Here is a 15,479-nt window from a genome sequence, read left to right on the forward strand (position 1 = left end):
TTATATGTAATAAATTGGATTTGTACTTTTTTCTGATAAAATGATTGCAAAATTACTAAATTTTTTTGTAAGATAATCAACCAAAAGGTTTTTTGTAAACTGTTCGCTCTCATAATGCCCAATATCTGCCAATAAAATACTTTTTTCGGCTTTAAAAAACTCATGATATTTAAAATCAGCACTCACATAGGCATCTGCACTCGCTTTTTTTGCATTCGCAATAGCAAAACTACCAGCGCCACCTAAAACTGCTATTTTTTTAATTTTTTTGTTTAGTAATTCAGAATGTCTTACACAGTCGGTTTTCATTTCTCGTTTTAAAAATAGTAAAAATTCTTTTTCACTCATTTCTTGTTCAAGTTCACCAAGCATGCCCATTCCAATATTTTGATGTACATTTTCTGTGGTAGTAATCTCGTAGGCAATTTCTTCATAAGGATGAGCTTTTTGCAAGGCTTTTAAAATTGCATTTTCGTGCTGGCTTTCAAAAGTTATGGAAACTTGAGTTTCTTTTTCTGTATGTAATTTCCCTTTTTCACCTAAAACTGGTTTCGAATTTTCATTGCCTCTAAAAGTTCCGTCACCTTTGATGTTAAATGAACATTGGTCGTAATTCCCAATATTTCCAGCACCAGCATTGAAAAGTGAATTCCTTAACTTTTTGGCATCATTAGAAGGTACATAGGTGGTTAGTTTTTTTATAATTCCCTTTTTAGGAATTAAAACCTTTGTATTGGTTAGCCCTAAAACTTCACATATTTTTGCAGAAACACCTTTTTTAGAATTGTCTAAAGCTGTATGTGTTGCATAAATAGCGATGTCGTTTTTTATGGCTTTTAAAACTACACGCTCTACATAAGAATTTCCATTTAGTTTTTTTAAACCATCAAAAATTATTGGATGAAAACTAACAATTAAATTGCATTTTTTAGCAATAGCTTCATTTACAGTTGCTTCTAAAGTGTCTAAAGTTACTAATACACCAGTAACTTGGGCGTTATAATTACCCACTAATAAACCTACATTATCAAAATCTTCTGCATACTGTAAAGGCGCCAATTTTTCTATGTAATTTGTAATGTCTCTAACAATCATTTCTGTAATTTTCGAATACCAAAGTTAACATTTTTAATGTATTTTTACCCAGATGAAAGTAATTAGATTTTTATTGTTTCCTTTTGCAGTTTTGTACGATTTTGTAACTAGAATTAGAAACTTATTTTTTGACAAAGGTATTTTAAAACAAACTTCTTTTAAAATCCCTGTAATTGTTATAGGTAATTTAAGTGTGGGAGGCACAGGTAAAACACCACAAACAGAATATTTAATACGGTTATTAAAAGATACTTACAAAACAGCTGTTTTAAGCAGAGGTTATGGTAGAAAAACAAAAGGGTATATCCATTTAAGCAATAAACATTCTGCAAATGAAGTAGGTGATGAACCATTGCAATATTATAAAAAATTTAGAAATATTAATGTTGCTGTTGATGAAAATAGGGTAGAAGGAATTCAATATTTGTTAGCACAAAATAAGCCAGAATTGGTTTTATTAGACGATGCTTATCAACATAGAAAAGTAAAAGGGAGTTTTTATATTTTACTTACAAAATACAGCGATTTATTTACGGATGATTATCTATTCCCAACAGGAAGTCTTAGAGAAAGTAGTAAAGGAGCAAAAAGAGCCAATGTTATTTTAGTAACAAAATGTCCAGAAAATTTATTGGAAAAAGAGCAAAAGGTAATCAAACAAAAATTTTTAAAATTTAATAAAAGTGTATTTTTTACAAGCATCACATATGCAGATACTATAAAAGGATTTTATAATTTTAATTTAGAAACTTTAAAAGAATATAGTGTTTTGTTAATTACAGGGATTGCCAACTCAAAACCTTTAACTAGTTTTTTAAAACAGCATCAAATAACGATACAACATTTAAAATATAGAGATCATCATAATTTTACAGATATAGAAATTGTAGATATTATAACCAAATTTAGAGAAGATACAGCTTCTAAAAAACTAATTTTAACTACAGAAAAAGATTATGTTCGATTATCATCAAGCATCGAAGAACTCTCTTATTTACCTATAAAAACAAGTTTTTTACAAAATCAGCATAAAGAGTTTGATCATCTGATTTATAAACATGTGAAAGAATTTAATTAATGTAAATTTTTTTATAATGTATTGTTAAATAGCGATTTAATGATACCGTCAGAAAGCCCAATTTTTGGCACATAAATTTTTCTAGCTCCACTCCATTTCATAGCAGAAAGATAAATTTTAGTTGCAGGAATAATAACATCTGCTCTATCTGGGTTTAAGCTAAGTTCAGAAATTCTATCTTCATAGCTCATGTTTTTTAAAAACTGATATTGAGCATTCAGATAAATAAAAGAAATAGGTTTACCTTCTGTTCTACCAGACATTTTAAAGAGTTTGTTAATATTTCCTCCAGAACCAATTAGAGATACTTTTTTTAAGTCTTTAGTGTTTTTCTTAATCCATTTTTCTACGTTGGCAAAAATTTCTTTGTTTACAGATTTTTTGTTGTTTAATAAACGTACTGTACCCATTTTAAAAGATTTAGAGGTGGTAATTTTTCCTTTAGAAAAAATAGTAAACTCTGTGCTACCACCACCAACATCAACATATAAATAAGAATTGTCTCCTTCTATTAAGGTATTTAAATCTGTAGAAGATATAATTGCAGCTTCTTCTTTACCACCAATAACATCTATTTTTACCCCAGTTTCTTCAAAGATTTTGGCAACCACTTCATCTCCATTTTTAGATTCTCTCATAGCAGAAGTTGCACAAGCTTTGTATTTTTCTACTCCATGTACATTCATTAATAGTTTAAATGCTTCCATGGCGTTTATCATTCGGGTAATATTACTATCACTAATAATGGCATTGCCAACAAAAGCATCTGCACCTAAACGAATGGGTACACGAACTAAAGATGATTTTTTAAATTGAGGTTCTTTGTCTTCTGCTACAATTACGTTTGAAATTAATAATCTAACGGCATTAGAACCAATATCTATTGCAGCATATTTTTTTATTTCTAACAAAATATTTTATTTATGATTTTTAGGAAATTCTATTAAAACAGTTTTTCCTTTTCGAATGTTTTTCCAGTGTTTTTCTTTAAATTGGATACCAATTACTCCACAAGTGGTAACGTGTGCAATAGGTTTGTCTCCAAATTTGTTTACAAAAGTATTGATACCGTGATCATGACTAAATATAATTGCAGAGTTAAAGCCATCATCTAAAGCATTTACTGTTTTTACTAAATAACCATCGCTAAAACTATACAATTGTTTTTTTATTTGAAGATTTGCATGAGGAAAACCAAATCTTTCGCAAAAAATTACAGCAGTATGTAAAGCTCTATTAGCGCTACTGGTAATAAAAGCGTCTGGTCTTATAATTTTTTTAGATAAATACTTAGATATTAAATGCGCATCTTTAATCCCTCTTTTTTTTAAAGGTCTATCTATATCATCAATACCTTTGTAGGTCCAAGATGATTTTGCGTGCCTAACTATATAGAGTGTTTTCATTTAATTTTTGGTTGTAAATAGTTAAATATAAAAAAAATTAAGGTGCTAATCTTTCTAGTTTCCAAGAAAAATCTTCTTGCAAAGTATATAAAATTCTATCATGTAATCTGTTAGGTCTCCCTTGCCAAAACTCTATAGAAGTTGGTTTTGTTAAGTAGCCTCCCCAATGTTTTGGTCTTGGTATTTCTTTACCTTCAAACTTTTTTTCTAAGGATGATAAGTTTTCTTCTAATGATTCTCTAGAGTTAACAACCCTACTTTGGTTAGATGCCCAAGCACCTAATTTACTTCCATCTGGTCTAGATTCAAAATAACCATCAGATAAATTTTCTGCTAATTTTTCTGCTTTCCCTTTGATAATAATTTGTTGTTCTAAAGCTGGCCAGAAGAAAGATAAACAAATATTGTTATTTTCTTGAATTGCGGTCCCTTTTTCCGAAGAATAATTGGTGTAAAAAACAAAACCTTCCCAAGTAATTTTTTTTAATAAAACCACTCTACTTTTTGGGTATCCATCTTTGCCAATTGTGGCAATTGTCATGGCATTGGTTTCTTCAACAGTTTCAGATTCGTCTGCGTTTCTAAACCAAGTTTGAAACAATTCCATTGGATTTTCTGGACAGTTACTTTCTAGAAGTTCTTGTTTTTCGTATGATTTTCTGTAGTTGCTTAAATCTTTAGGCATTTTTTGTATTTCTTTTAAACAAATATAAACCCAAAAAAGTTAAAAACCCATTTAAAACTAAAACAAAAAAACCAACATCGAAATCGAAAAATTTTAAACTGTGGTAACTAATTATAAATGTTAATATAGGCGCTAAAATACAAATTGCAGGTACCATTTTGTCTTTCACTTTTAATTGGGTAAATAAGCCAAAAGCATATAAGCCCAATAAAGGACCATAAGTATAACCAGCTGCTTTAAAAATATTGGCAATAACACTTTCATTGGCAATAAAATATTTAAATATTAATATGATTAAAATTAAAAGGATAGAAAATACAACGTGAATTTTTTTACGAGTTTTAATTTGATCTTTTTTGTTTTTCTTTTTGTCGATCTCTAAAATATCAATACTAAAAGAAGTTGTTAAAGAGGTTAATGCAGAATCTGCACTAGAATACGCTGCTGCTATTAACCCTAAAATAAAAAATAAAGCTGTTGCTAAACCTAATTTTCCACTTGTAGCAATTACAGGAAAAAGTTGATCTTTATGTGCATCTATACCTATTAGTTGTGCGTAATCTGTAAGTAAAATACCTAATGCTAAAAAGAAAAAATTTACAATTACCAATACAATTGTAAACCAAAACATATTTTTTTGTGCATCTTTTAAATTTCTACAAGTAAGATTTTTTTGCATCATATCTTGGTCTAAACCTGTCATAACTACAGCAATAAAAGCTCCTGAAAGGAATTGTTTCCAAAAGTAATTTCCTTTGCTAATGTCATCAAAAAAGAATGTTTTAGATAATTTGTTTTCTGAAACATAGGTAAACAAATTAGATATTTTCATTTCGCTAGAAATGGTGTAAATACAAACGCCAACAGCAATCAACATAAATAAAGTTTGCAAAGTATCTGTCCAAACAATGGTTTTAATACCGCCCTTAAATGTGTACAACCAAATTAGTAAAATGGTAATAGAAACAGTAACCCAAAAAGGAACCCCAAAATCATCAAATAAAACTACTTGCAATACTTTAGCTACCAAAAATAAACGAAATGCAGCGCCAATTGTTCTAGAAAGTAAGAAAAAGCTTGCGCCAGTTTTGTAAGAAAATCTACCAAACCTATCTTCTAAATAAGTGTAAATAGATGTTAAATTGAGTTTGTAATACAAAGGCAATAATACCAAACCAATTACAGCATACCCAACAATATAGCCCAAAACCATTTGAAAATAACTCATGTTCTGTGCTTCTACCCAACCAGGAACAGAAATAAATGTGACGCCAGAAAGTGAGGCTCCAATCATACCAAAGGCCACCAAATACCATGGTGATGCGTTATTTGCCTTAAAAAATGTAGTATTATCTGCCGATTTTCCTGTAAAATAAGAAATAAAGATTAAGATTGAAAAGTAAGCTACAATTAATAAAATTATATAGTGTGGTTGCATTTTTTAATTACGAATTATACATTGTGATTTACGAATATAATCTATTTAAAAAATAATGCAATATTTTATATTTCGTAATTGTGAATTCGTAATTTTGTTATATGGATTTTTCATCAAAATTATTAGAGAACGCAGTAAACGAAGTAAGCAGATTACCTGGTATTGGTAAAAGAACTGCTTTGCGTTTGGTTTTACACTTATTAAAGCAGCCCAAAGATCATACAAAATTTTTGTCTGAAGCGTTATTACATGTAAGAAATGATGTAAAAACCTGCGAAAAATGTCATAATATTTCAGATACTGTTTTGTGTAATATCTGCCAAAACACCAAAAGAAATCCAGAGATTGTTTGTGTGGTAGAAGATATTAGAGATGTAATGGCTATAGAAAGCACTTCTCAATTTAATGGTTTGTATCATGTTTTGGGGGGTAAAATTTCTCCAATAGAAGGTATTGGTCCACAAAATTTACAAATAGAATCTTTAGTTAGTAAAGTAGAAAAAGGAGAAGTTAAAGAATTAATTTTTGCCCTAAGTTCTACAATGGAAGGTGATACTACCAACTTTTACATTTTTAAGCAAATCGAAAAATTTGATATTACAACCTCTACGATTGCACGTGGTATTTCTGTAGGTGATGAATTGGAATATGCAGATGAGGTTACTTTAGGAAGAAGTATTGTAAATAGAATTCCTTTTTCTCAATCTTTGAAAGCATAAGAAAAAACTCACTAAAAAAATGAGTTTTAACTTATTCTTTATTGCTTTTCATTTAAAACTTCTTTTTCAGCTTTTTCCCAAGATTTTTTTTCTCTAATCTTTTTATAGAGTTTAATGCCTAACATCATTAAAATACCAAAAAGGATAATACCAACAACGCCCCAAATCCAGTTTATGGCACTTTTAACAGTCACTAAAAAAACAACTGCAAACAGAATTATGGTAGAAACTTCATTTAGTATTCGTAATTTAAAAGCAGAATATTTTACAATATCATTTTGTAGTTTTTTGTAAATAGTATGGCAAAAACCTTGATAAAAATACAGCGCCAATACAAAAGCTAGTTTGACCAACATCCAAGGTTCAGATAAGTAATAGGGATTTTGGTACAACATCCAAAAGGCAAAAATACTGGCTAAAATTGCAGATGGCCACGTAATTATGTACCATAAACGCTTGCTCATTAATTTATATTGCGTTTGTAAAATAGACTTTGCGGGTTCTAGTTTATTTTCTGCCTCTGTTTGATAAATAAACAAACGAACAATGTAAAATAAACCAGCAAACCAGGTTACTACAAAAATAATATGTAACGCTTTTATGTATAAAAAGTCCATAATTTTGTTTTAAGTTTCAGAGTTTCAAAAGTTTTTTATTAATCATTAGCCACAACTACTCTTCAATCCAATTTACTAAAACATCTACCCAATCATCGTTATCATTTATACAAGGAATTGCATGAAATTCTTCGCCACCAGCTTCTAAAAATTCTTCTTTACCTTCCATGGCAATTTCTTCTAAAGTTTCTAAACAATCGGAAACAAAAGCTGGGGTAACTACCGCTAACTTTTTAATACCTTCCTCTGGATATTTTTCAATCATTTTATCTGTATAAGGTTGTAACCAAGGGTCTCCTGCTAATCTAGATTGAAACGAAACAAAATATTCCTCTGGTGTTAAGTTTAAATATTCTACCACTTGTTTTGTAGTTTCATAACATTGATGTTTGTAGCAAAACTCATGAGCAGGAGAGTTTGTTTTACAGCATTCAAAATTTACACTATCATTTGGTTTGCAGTGCGATTTTGTAATGTCTGATTTTCTAACATGTCTTTCTGGAATACCATGATATGAAAATAAAATCTTGTCCCATTCTTTGCCTTCTAAATAATTTTTTATGCTATCTCCTAATACTTTTATATACTCTTTTTTGTGATAAAAAGCAGGAATGTGTTTGAATTTCATCTGTGGAAAAAATTCTGCTCTTAATTCTTCTGCCAGTACTAAAATGGTGTCTGTAGTTGCCATTGCGTGTTGTGGGTATAGAGGTACAATTAAGACGTCAGTTACACCTTTGTCATGCAATTCTTGTAATCCCATTTTTATAGATGGTGTTCCATAACGCATTGCTAATGCAACAGGCAATTCTGTTTTTTTTTGAACTTTATCTAATAATCTTTCTGATAAGACTATTAGCGGAGAACCTTCATCCCACCAAATTTTTTTGTAGGCTTTTGCAGATTTTTTTGGTCTTGTATTTAAAATAATTCCTTTAACTAAAATAGTACGTAACCATTTTGGTGCGTCTATTACGCGTTCGTCCATTAAAAATTCATCTAAATATTTTCTTACATCTTTGGTAGATGTGCTTGCTGGTGATCCTAAATTTACTAATAAAACTCCTTTCATTTTTTTATGCTGAATTTATTTAAGTATCTATTTGTTTATTTTGATATTTCCTAATTCTTAGCTGTCAACTGACTTGTAACCTCATATAAAGTAATAGCCAAACTATGTATAACATTCATACTCGAGTTTCTCCCATACATAGGAATTGCAATAGTGTAATCAACCAAATTTATATGTTCAATTCCATTGCGTTCGCTTCCCAAAAGTAACACGATTTTTTTGTGATTTTTAAAATTAAAATCTTGAATATTGATGCTTTTATCAGTAATTTCTATACCAATAATGGTATTTCCAGCGGCTTTTAATTGCTGAATAGTTTCTTCAAAATTACGATAATAATCATAGTTAATTTGATTGATGGTATTTCTGGCAGTTTTGATTACTTTTCTATTTTCTATGTAGGGAGAAGCTTCATGAAAATAAATTTTTTCGACCCCAAAACTCTCAGAAATTCGAAAACACATCCCAATATTTTCTGGAGTTCTAATCGCATCACAAACAATGGTAATAGGAAACTGTTTCTGAATATTTTCGATATCGTAATGTGTTAATTGTTTCATTTTTTATCTCAAAGTTAAAACACTAATATTTTCTTACTGCTTCAAACTCATTACATATTTTTTTGGTGTTGTACCAAACTTCTTTTTAAAAGCAGCAATAAAATGGCTTGCTGTACTATATCCAACTTGCAACCCAACTTCATTAACATTGTATTGATTGCTTTCTAGTAGTTTTCTGGCATGTTCCATTTTGTAATCTAGTAAAAAGCTAAAAACAGTATCACCATAAATTTGTTTAAAACCTTCTTTTAGTTTTTTTAAATTAAGTCCAATTTCATTGGCTAATTCTTGTAAACTTGGTGGTTCTGCCATTCTAGAAATAATAATTTCTTTCGCTTTTCTAATTTTTAGAACGTTTTGTTCGTCCACTAAAAAAGGGCAATATTCTCCAGCAATATTTTCTTCTTGTTGAAAATGTAAACTCAACAATTCGTAAATTTTTCCTTTTACATATAATTCTCTAATCGAACTATTAATATTAGAGTTGATGATTTGTTGCAAAACAATTAAAACTGTAGGTTTAATTTCAGTATCATCATAATATTTTTTATTGCTATTCTCATCACTTAAAAAAGGAATGTAATTAGACTCTTTAGAAAATAACGAGTGAAATTTTTCTATAGAAATTAATAAAGATAATAAGGTTGTTTTGGGTTGAATTTCTAGGTGAATAGGTAAAGTTCTTTGCGGATTGTATAGTAAAATAGACCTGGTGTCTAAAACGTCAAAAGAATAACTGCCATTATTGAATAAAAATTTAGATTTACCACGCAAGCAAAAATGCATTTGTATAAAAGATTGGTCTATTTCTCTTTCAAAATTTACAGCATCTTTGCTTTCGTTCTGAAAATGAAGTACATAAAAACCTTTTTCAAGCGTAATTTCATCTAAAGTACTTTCTCCGACATTTTTAAACATAGAAAAGACTATTTTTTAGTTTGTTTTTATTTAGAATCATTCTATATAAAAAATAATTAAAACCTAATATATAAAGCAAAAATAAGGTATTTGGTTAATTTAATTGTAAAAAAAACTCAAAAAACACATATCGTTATTAAAAGTTCTTTTGTCGATACTTTTTTATAGATATACTAATTATTTTTGTGGCATCTTTTTAAATTATATGAAAGAACTAGGGCAGGAGCACTTTTACAATATTGGTGTAAGTTATAAAAAAGCAGATGCAGAAATACGTGGTAAGTTTTCTGTGTCTGCAGAAAACCAGATTGCACTCTTAAAAGCTGCAAAAAATAAAGGTATTTCTGGGGTTTTAATAATTTCTACATGCAACAGAACAGAAATATTTGGTTTTGCAAACAGACCTTGTTTGCTTATAGAGTTATTGTGCGGTTTTTCTGAAGGTACCACAAAAGAATTCTCTGCATTTTCTCATGTTTACGAAGAGCAACAAGCCATCAATCACTTATACAGAATTGGTACGGGTTTAGATAGTCAGATTTTGGGCGATTATGAAATTGTAGGACAATTAAGGCAATCGTTCAAATTAGCAAAAAAAATAAAAACCACCAATGCCTATACAGAGCGTTTGGTAAATAGTGTTTTACAAGCTAGTAAAAAAGTAAAAAATCAAACCCAATTAAGTTCTGGTACAACTTCAGTTTCGTATGCTGCAGTGCAGTACATTACTAAAACTATACCTAATTACAACACTAAAAACATTTTAGTTTTTGGTTTGGGTAAAATGGGGAAACACACATGTAAAAACCTTGCAGAATATACAGATAATCAGAAAGTTTGTTTAATTAATAGAACAGAAGAAAAAACCACAGAATTTGTAAAAGAGCATAGTTCTATTAGAAAAGCTGTTATAGAAAACTTAACTGAAGAAGTTGCAAATGCAGATATTTTAATAGTTTCTACAGGTGCAGAAAAACCTACAATTACAAAAAAACACATTTCTAAAAATAAACCGTTGTTAATTTTAGATTTGTCTATGCCAGAAAACGTGGCTCATAATGTAGAAGACCATAAAGGTGTTTCTTTAATAAATGTAGACGAACTTTCTAAAATTACTGACGAAACTTTAGCCAAACGTTTGGCAGAAGTGCCATTAGCAGAAAAAATTATAGACACTCACAAAACAGAATTTAAAGATTGGTTAAATCATAGAAGATTTACTCCTGCAATTTCTGCTTTGAAAGATTCTTTAGAGTCTATAAAGAAAGATGAAATTAATTTTCAAAAAAAGAAACTTTCTAATTTCGATGAAAATCAAGCAGAAATCTTAACTTCACGTCTTATTCAAAAAATTACTACGCAATTTGTAAAGCATTTAAAAAATGAAAATACTTCTGTTTCAGAAAGCATAGATGTTATCCAAAAAGTGTTTCAATCTTAACCAAAAATAAATGCAAAAAATTATTAGAATAGGAACTCGCGATAGCCAATTAGCGCTTTGGCAAGCTAATAAAGTTCGTAAAGAATTAATAGAATTAGGTTACGATTCTGAGATTGTTCCTATTAAATCTGTAGGAGATATTGTTTTAGATAAACCACTTTACGAATTGGGTATTACAGGTGTTTTTACAAAAAATTTAGATATTGCAATGCTAAATGGAGACATTGATATTGCTGTTCATTCTTTAAAGGATGTGCCAACAGTATTACCAGAAGGTATTTTACAAGCAGCTGTTTTAAAAAGAGCAAACTATAATGATATTTTAGTTTTAAAAGACACAGAAGAATTTTTTGGGCAACCCAATGCAACCATTGCTACAGGTAGTTTACGTAGAAAAGCAATGTGGTTAAATCGTTATCCCACACATAATGTAGTAGATTTAAGAGGTAATGTAAACACACGTTTACAAAAACTAGATGATAGTGATTGGAATGGAGCTGTTTTTGCAGCAGCTGGTTTAGAAAGAATAGGAATTCGTCCAGCAGGAGCAGTTAATTTATCTTGGATGATTCCAGCTCCAGCACAAGGGGCAATTATGATTGCAGCTTTAGAAAAAGACAATTATATTTTAGATGCTTGTGAGCAATTAAATCATCATGAAACCAAAGTTTGTGTTGGTATAGAGCGTGAGTTTTTAAGACTGTTAGAAGGTGGTTGTACAGCGCCAATAGGAGCATTAGCTTATGTAGATGCTAAAACTGAAGAAATTAATTTTAAAGGAGTTTTGTTAAAAAAAGATGGCTCTAAAAAAATATCAGTCACTAAAACAGCAGTGTTGGGTAAACATCACTTATTGGCAAAAGATTGTGCAGATTATGTTATCAATAGAGGGGGAAAAGAGTTGATGTTAGAAGATCTTGAAGGGGAGCCAATTGTAACTCATAAAGTATTTTCAACTAAAAAGTTATCAGAAATTCAAAAGAAAACTTTACCAAATACTATTGGTATAGAAGATAGCGATTTTATTAAAATCCGTTTTAATAGAATTCCACCAAAGGTGATGAAAAACGAGCTAGAAAATGTTGTAATTACTAGCCAAAACGGAGTAGAGGCCATTTTAAATTCTTTTACTAAAAACGAATTAAAATTTAAGAATATTTTTTGTGTTGGTAGAAGAACCAAAAAATTAATTGAAAATAGAATAGGAGCAGTAACTTACGTTGCAAAAAATGCTTTAAAATTAGCAGAATATATTTCTAAAAAAACAAACATCAAGGAAGTTACCTATTTTTGTAGCAATTTAAGAATGGATGTTTTTCCAACCTATTTAAAGGCAAATGATATTGTTGTAAATGAAGTTGAAGCTTACAAAACAATGCTGAGTTCAGAAAAAATTGCAGATGATGTTTCTGGAGTTTTATTTTACAGTCCATCAGGAATTGAAAGCTATTTACAAGAAAATTCAACAGCTAAAATAGCGTTTTGTATTGGAGAAACTACAGCAAAAGAAGCTAGAAAACATTTTGATAAGGTAGAAGTTGCCAATTTACCAAGTGCAGAGAGTTTGTTAGAATTGGTGAATAAATATTATTCCCATACTAACCTTCCCAAAGGGAAGGAATAGATGGTGGGTAAATATTCAAGAGAAAAAAAGTATTAATATAACACACAACTTTTAAGAGTGTGTTCCCCTTTGGGGAAACAGGGGCTTATGTTCAGAACAAGAAGACTTAGAAAACAAGAAGGAATTAGAAGGTTAGTCAGAGAAACCAAACTTTCTGTAGACGATTTTATTTATCCACTTTTTATTGAAGAAGGTGAAAATATAGAAACAGAAATCGTTTCTATGCCTGGTATTAAACGTTTTTCTTTGGATACAATTTCTAAAGAATTAGATGAAGTTGTGGCATTAAATATTCCTGCAGTTTTATTGTTTGGAATTCCCTCAGAAAAAGATGATCAAGGCACAGAAACTTGGAATGATAATGGTATTATGCAACAAGCTATTCGTTTTATCAAGAAAAATTACCCAAGTTTATATGTAATTACAGATGTTTGTTTTTGTGAATATACGTCTCATGGTCATTGTGGAATTATACATGATAATGATGTAGATAATGATGCTACTTTGGTAAACATTGCAAAGCAAGTTATTTCTCATGTCAAAGCAGGCGTAGATATGGTAGCGCCCTCAGGAATGATGGATGGGACCATAGATATGATTCGTCAATCTTTAGACAATACAGGTTTTGCAGATTTGCCAATTATGGGATATTCTGTAAAATATTCATCGGCTTTTTACGGTCCTTTTAGAGATGCTGCAGATTCTGCACCAACATTTGGAGACAGAAAAACCTATCAAATGGATCCTGCAAATAGGGATGAAGGAATGCGTCGTGCAACTTTTGACGATCAGGAAGGAGCAGATATTTTAATGGTAAAACCAGCTTTGTCTTATTTGGATATCATCAGAGATTTAAAAAATAATTTTGATAGACCAATAGCCTGTTACAATGTAAGTGGAGAATACGCTATGATTAAAGCAGCCGCAGAAAAAGGTTGGATTGATGGCGAAAAAGTTATGATGGAAAGTTTATTGTCTATGAAAAGAGCAGGAGCAGATATTATTATTACTTATTTTGCAAAAGAAGCTGCAAAATTATTGGGGGCAAAAAATAAATAGAAATGCTGTCATTCCTGCGTAGGCAGGAATCTCAAATTAAAAAAGGATAATAATTGTTTAAAACTAAACATCAATATTATGTGTACATTATCACAAATAAAAAAGATGGAGTTTTATATATTGGTGTGTCAAACGATTTAGAAAGAAGAATGTTTGAACATAAAAATAAATTAGTTAAAGGTTTTTCTTCAAAATATAATTTAAATAAGTTGATTTATTTTGAATCTTATCAATTTGTGAAAGATGCTATTAAAAGAGAAAAGAATTTAAAAAAGTGGAAAAGAGATTGGAAAATAAATTTGATAGTTGAAGACAATGCTGATTGGATAGATTTATCAGAAGATTGGTTTGATTAAAATAAGAGATTCCTGCCTGCGTAGGAATGACAGAAACTTTAAAAACGAATTGCAAAAGATAAAAAAATGAACTTTAAAAAATCACAAAAATTATATACAAAAGGATTAAAAAACTTAGTTGGAGCCGTAAATTCTCCAGTAAGAGCATTTAGTTCTGTAGGTGGAAATCCTTTGTTTATCAAAAAAGCAAAAGGCAGTAAAATCTATGATGTTGATGATAATGAATATGTAGATTTAGTAGTTTCTTATGGACCAATGATTTTAGGTCATCGTCATAAAAAAGTAGAAAAAGCAGCAAAAAAAGCCTTGAAAAAAGGCTATTCTTTTGGTGCCTCTACAGAGGCAGAAATAAAATTAGCAAAAATAGTTTGCGATGCTTTTCCAGAAATGGATAAAGTACGTTTTGTAAATTCGGGTACAGAAGCTGTTTTAAGTGGAATTCGTTTGGCAAGAGCGTTTACTGGTAAAGATAAAATCATAAAATTTTCAGGCTGTTATCACGGGCATCAAGATGCATTATTGGTAGCTGCAGGTTCTGGTTTAGCAACTTTAAGTTTACCAGGTTCTAAAGGAGTTCCAGAAGGCGCTGTAAAAAATACGTTAATTGCAGAGTATAATAATTTAGAAAGTGTAAAAGCGCATTTTGATAAATACGATGATATTGCCGGTGTAATTATAGAGCCAATTGGTGGAAATATGGGGGTTGTTATTCCGCAAAATAATTTTTTAAAAGAATTAAAAGAGTATTTACAATCTAAAAATGCGTTGTTAATTGCAGATGAAGTAATGACTGGTTTCCGTTCAACTTTTGGAGGAGCGCAAGAAAAATTAGGAGTTGTAGCAGATATTACCTGTTTAGGTAAAGTAATTGGTGGTGGTTTTCCTGTTGGAGCTTATGGAGCAAGAGAAGAAATTATGCAACAAGTAGCGCCTTTAGGAGGCATGTATCAAGCGGGAACTTTGTCTGGAAACCCAATTGCAATGGCTGGAGGAATCTCAACTTTAACAGAATTGAAAAGACAAAATCCATATGATAAATTTGAAGAAATAGGAAGTGTTTTAGAAGTGATTTTATTAGAAACTGCTAAAAAATACAATGTAGATTTAATAGTAAACAGATTTGGTTCTATGATGAATCCTTTCTTTACAAAAAATAAGGTCACTAATTTTAAAGAAGCACAAACTTCAGATACCGAAAAATTCGCAGTTTTCTTTTGGGAAATGATTAAAAACGGAGTGTTTTTACCACCAAGTCAGTTTGAAGCTTGGTTTTTGAACTCAGCAATTTCAAAAAAAGACATTAAAGTTTTTGCAGCGGCAACAGATAAAGCCATGCAAAAAGTTTCAGGAATGTAAACTAATATTGCTTTATGTAATACGCTTTATGCAATTTGCTGCCTAAAGCGAATAG

The 15,479-nt window shown here is 30.1% G+C and carries 16 protein-coding genes; 7 read left to right on the forward strand and 9 right to left on the reverse strand.

Features of this window, described 5'->3' with window-relative positions; all coding sequences use genetic code 11:
- Positions 1-1,095, reverse strand: a complete 1,095-nt coding sequence (locus AC2D6T_RS03580) for a Nif3-like dinuclear metal center hexameric protein (protein WP_484680476.1) — start codon at positions 1,093-1,095, stop codon at positions 1-3.
- Positions 1,096-1,147: 52 nt separating this feature from the next.
- Between AC2D6T_RS03580 and lpxK the strand changes: the two genes are divergently transcribed.
- On the forward strand, positions 1,148-2,173 hold the full coding sequence (gene lpxK / locus AC2D6T_RS03585; RefSeq protein ID WP_484680477.1) for a tetraacyldisaccharide 4'-kinase: 1,026 nt from the start codon (positions 1,148-1,150) through the stop codon (positions 2,171-2,173).
- Positions 2,174-2,184: 11 nt separating this feature from the next.
- Here the strand turns inward: lpxK and AC2D6T_RS03590 are convergent, their stop codons facing one another.
- Genes AC2D6T_RS03590 through AC2D6T_RS03605 form a run of 4 tightly spaced genes read right to left on the reverse strand, consistent with a single transcriptional unit; the run spans position 2,185 to position 5,702 of the window.
- Complete coding sequence (locus tag AC2D6T_RS03590) at positions 2,185-3,084, reverse strand: Ppx/GppA phosphatase family protein (RefSeq protein WP_298948717.1); 900 nt, start codon at positions 3,082-3,084, stop codon at positions 2,185-2,187.
- Positions 3,085-3,090: 6 nt separating this feature from the next.
- Positions 3,091-3,579, reverse strand: a complete 489-nt coding sequence (locus AC2D6T_RS03595; RefSeq protein ID WP_298948719.1) for a SixA phosphatase family protein — start codon at positions 3,577-3,579, stop codon at positions 3,091-3,093.
- A 37-nt stretch (positions 3,580-3,616) separates the two neighbouring features.
- Positions 3,617-4,264, reverse strand: coding sequence for a pyridoxamine 5'-phosphate oxidase (gene pdxH / locus AC2D6T_RS03600; protein ID WP_484680478.1), 648 nt, complete (start codon positions 4,262-4,264; stop codon positions 3,617-3,619).
- Positions 4,257-5,702, reverse strand: a complete 1,446-nt coding sequence (locus tag AC2D6T_RS03605) for a sodium:solute symporter (protein ID WP_484680479.1) — start codon at positions 5,700-5,702, stop codon at positions 4,257-4,259. Before AC2D6T_RS03605 ends, pdxH begins: the two co-directional genes overlap by 8 nt.
- A gap of 101 nt (positions 5,703-5,803) precedes the next feature.
- On the opposite strand from AC2D6T_RS03605, the gene recR reads away from it, so the two are divergent.
- A complete protein-coding gene (gene recR, locus AC2D6T_RS03610) occupies positions 5,804-6,421 on the forward strand; it encodes a recombination mediator RecR (RefSeq protein WP_438988958.1) in 618 nt (205 codons plus the stop codon).
- A 38-nt stretch (positions 6,422-6,459) separates the two neighbouring features.
- Here recR and AC2D6T_RS03615 read toward each other — a convergent pair whose 3' ends face one another.
- The 4 genes from AC2D6T_RS03615 to AC2D6T_RS03630 are packed head-to-tail and all read right to left on the reverse strand — an operon-like array spanning position 6,460 to position 9,588.
- Positions 6,460-7,038 (reverse strand): CopD family protein, encoded by a 579-nt coding sequence (locus AC2D6T_RS03615; protein ID WP_484680480.1) that lies wholly within the window; start codon positions 7,036-7,038, stop codon positions 6,460-6,462.
- A gap of 55 nt (positions 7,039-7,093) precedes the next feature.
- Positions 7,094-8,110 (reverse strand): ferrochelatase, encoded by a 1,017-nt coding sequence (hemH, locus tag AC2D6T_RS03620; protein ID WP_438988956.1) that lies wholly within the window; start codon positions 8,108-8,110, stop codon positions 7,094-7,096.
- Between the two features lie 50 nt (positions 8,111-8,160).
- A complete protein-coding gene (locus AC2D6T_RS03625; protein WP_484680481.1) occupies positions 8,161-8,670 on the reverse strand; it encodes a TrmH family RNA methyltransferase in 510 nt (169 codons plus the stop codon).
- A 33-nt stretch (positions 8,671-8,703) separates the two neighbouring features.
- Positions 8,704-9,588, reverse strand: a complete 885-nt coding sequence (locus tag AC2D6T_RS03630) for a helix-turn-helix transcriptional regulator (protein ID WP_484680482.1) — start codon at positions 9,586-9,588, stop codon at positions 8,704-8,706.
- A 205-nt stretch (positions 9,589-9,793) separates the two neighbouring features.
- Between AC2D6T_RS03630 and hemA the strand changes: the two genes are divergently transcribed.
- From hemA to hemL, 5 genes are all read left to right on the forward strand, one after another.
- The gene (hemA, locus tag AC2D6T_RS03635; RefSeq protein WP_484680483.1) at positions 9,794-11,029 is read left to right on the forward strand and encodes a glutamyl-tRNA reductase; all 1,236 of its coding nucleotides are present in this window, start codon (positions 9,794-9,796) and stop codon (positions 11,027-11,029) included.
- 10 nt (positions 11,030-11,039) lie between these two features.
- On the forward strand, positions 11,040-12,653 hold the full coding sequence (gene hemC, locus AC2D6T_RS03640; protein ID WP_484680484.1) for a hydroxymethylbilane synthase: 1,614 nt from the start codon (positions 11,040-11,042) through the stop codon (positions 12,651-12,653).
- 87 nt (positions 12,654-12,740) lie between these two features.
- The gene (gene hemB, locus AC2D6T_RS03645; RefSeq protein ID WP_484680485.1) at positions 12,741-13,712 is read left to right on the forward strand and encodes a porphobilinogen synthase; all 972 of its coding nucleotides are present in this window, start codon (positions 12,741-12,743) and stop codon (positions 13,710-13,712) included.
- 53 nt (positions 13,713-13,765) lie between these two features.
- Complete coding sequence (locus tag AC2D6T_RS03650; protein WP_298948739.1) at positions 13,766-14,068, forward strand: GIY-YIG nuclease family protein; 303 nt, start codon at positions 13,766-13,768, stop codon at positions 14,066-14,068.
- A gap of 66 nt (positions 14,069-14,134) precedes the next feature.
- The gene (hemL, locus tag AC2D6T_RS03655; protein ID WP_484680486.1) at positions 14,135-15,424 is read left to right on the forward strand and encodes a glutamate-1-semialdehyde 2,1-aminomutase; all 1,290 of its coding nucleotides are present in this window, start codon (positions 14,135-14,137) and stop codon (positions 15,422-15,424) included.
- Positions 15,425-15,479 lie beyond the last annotated feature (55 nt).

This window comes from Polaribacter sp. YIW18 (assembly GCF_057219325.1).

What these genes read in the sequence shown, in the direction of transcription:
- AC2D6T_RS03615 (WP_484680480.1), bottom strand. Translation starts at nt 7,038, where the DNA reads ATGGACTTTTTATACATAAAAGCGTTACATATTATTTTTGTAGTAACC.
- hemL (WP_484680486.1), top strand. Translation starts at nt 14,135, where the DNA reads ATGAACTTTAAAAAATCACAAAAATTATATACAAAAGGATTAAAAAAC.
- hemB (WP_484680485.1), top strand. Translation starts at nt 12,741, where the DNA reads ATGTTCAGAACAAGAAGACTTAGAAAACAAGAAGGAATTAGAAGGTTA.
- AC2D6T_RS03625 (WP_484680481.1), bottom strand. Translation starts at nt 8,670, where the DNA reads ATGAAACAATTAACACATTACGATATCGAAAATATTCAGAAACAGTTT.
- hemH (WP_438988956.1), bottom strand. Translation starts at nt 8,110, where the DNA reads ATGAAAGGAGTTTTATTAGTAAATTTAGGATCACCAGCAAGCACATCT.
- AC2D6T_RS03580 (WP_484680476.1), bottom strand. Translation starts at nt 1,095, where the DNA reads ATGATTGTTAGAGACATTACAAATTACATAGAAAAATTGGCGCCTTTA.
- AC2D6T_RS03605 (WP_484680479.1), bottom strand. Translation starts at nt 5,702, where the DNA reads ATGCAACCACACTATATAATTTTATTAATTGTAGCTTACTTTTCAATC.
- hemA (WP_484680483.1), top strand. Translation starts at nt 9,794, where the DNA reads ATGAAAGAACTAGGGCAGGAGCACTTTTACAATATTGGTGTAAGTTAT.
- hemC (WP_484680484.1), top strand. Translation starts at nt 11,040, where the DNA reads ATGCAAAAAATTATTAGAATAGGAACTCGCGATAGCCAATTAGCGCTT.
- AC2D6T_RS03630 (WP_484680482.1), bottom strand. Translation starts at nt 9,588, where the DNA reads ATGTTTAAAAATGTCGGAGAAAGTACTTTAGATGAAATTACGCTTGAA.
- recR (WP_438988958.1), top strand. Translation starts at nt 5,804, where the DNA reads ATGGATTTTTCATCAAAATTATTAGAGAACGCAGTAAACGAAGTAAGC.
- lpxK (WP_484680477.1), top strand. Translation starts at nt 1,148, where the DNA reads ATGAAAGTAATTAGATTTTTATTGTTTCCTTTTGCAGTTTTGTACGAT.
- pdxH (WP_484680478.1), bottom strand. Translation starts at nt 4,264, where the DNA reads ATGCCTAAAGATTTAAGCAACTACAGAAAATCATACGAAAAACAAGAA.
- AC2D6T_RS03595 (WP_298948719.1), bottom strand. Translation starts at nt 3,579, where the DNA reads ATGAAAACACTCTATATAGTTAGGCACGCAAAATCATCTTGGACCTAC.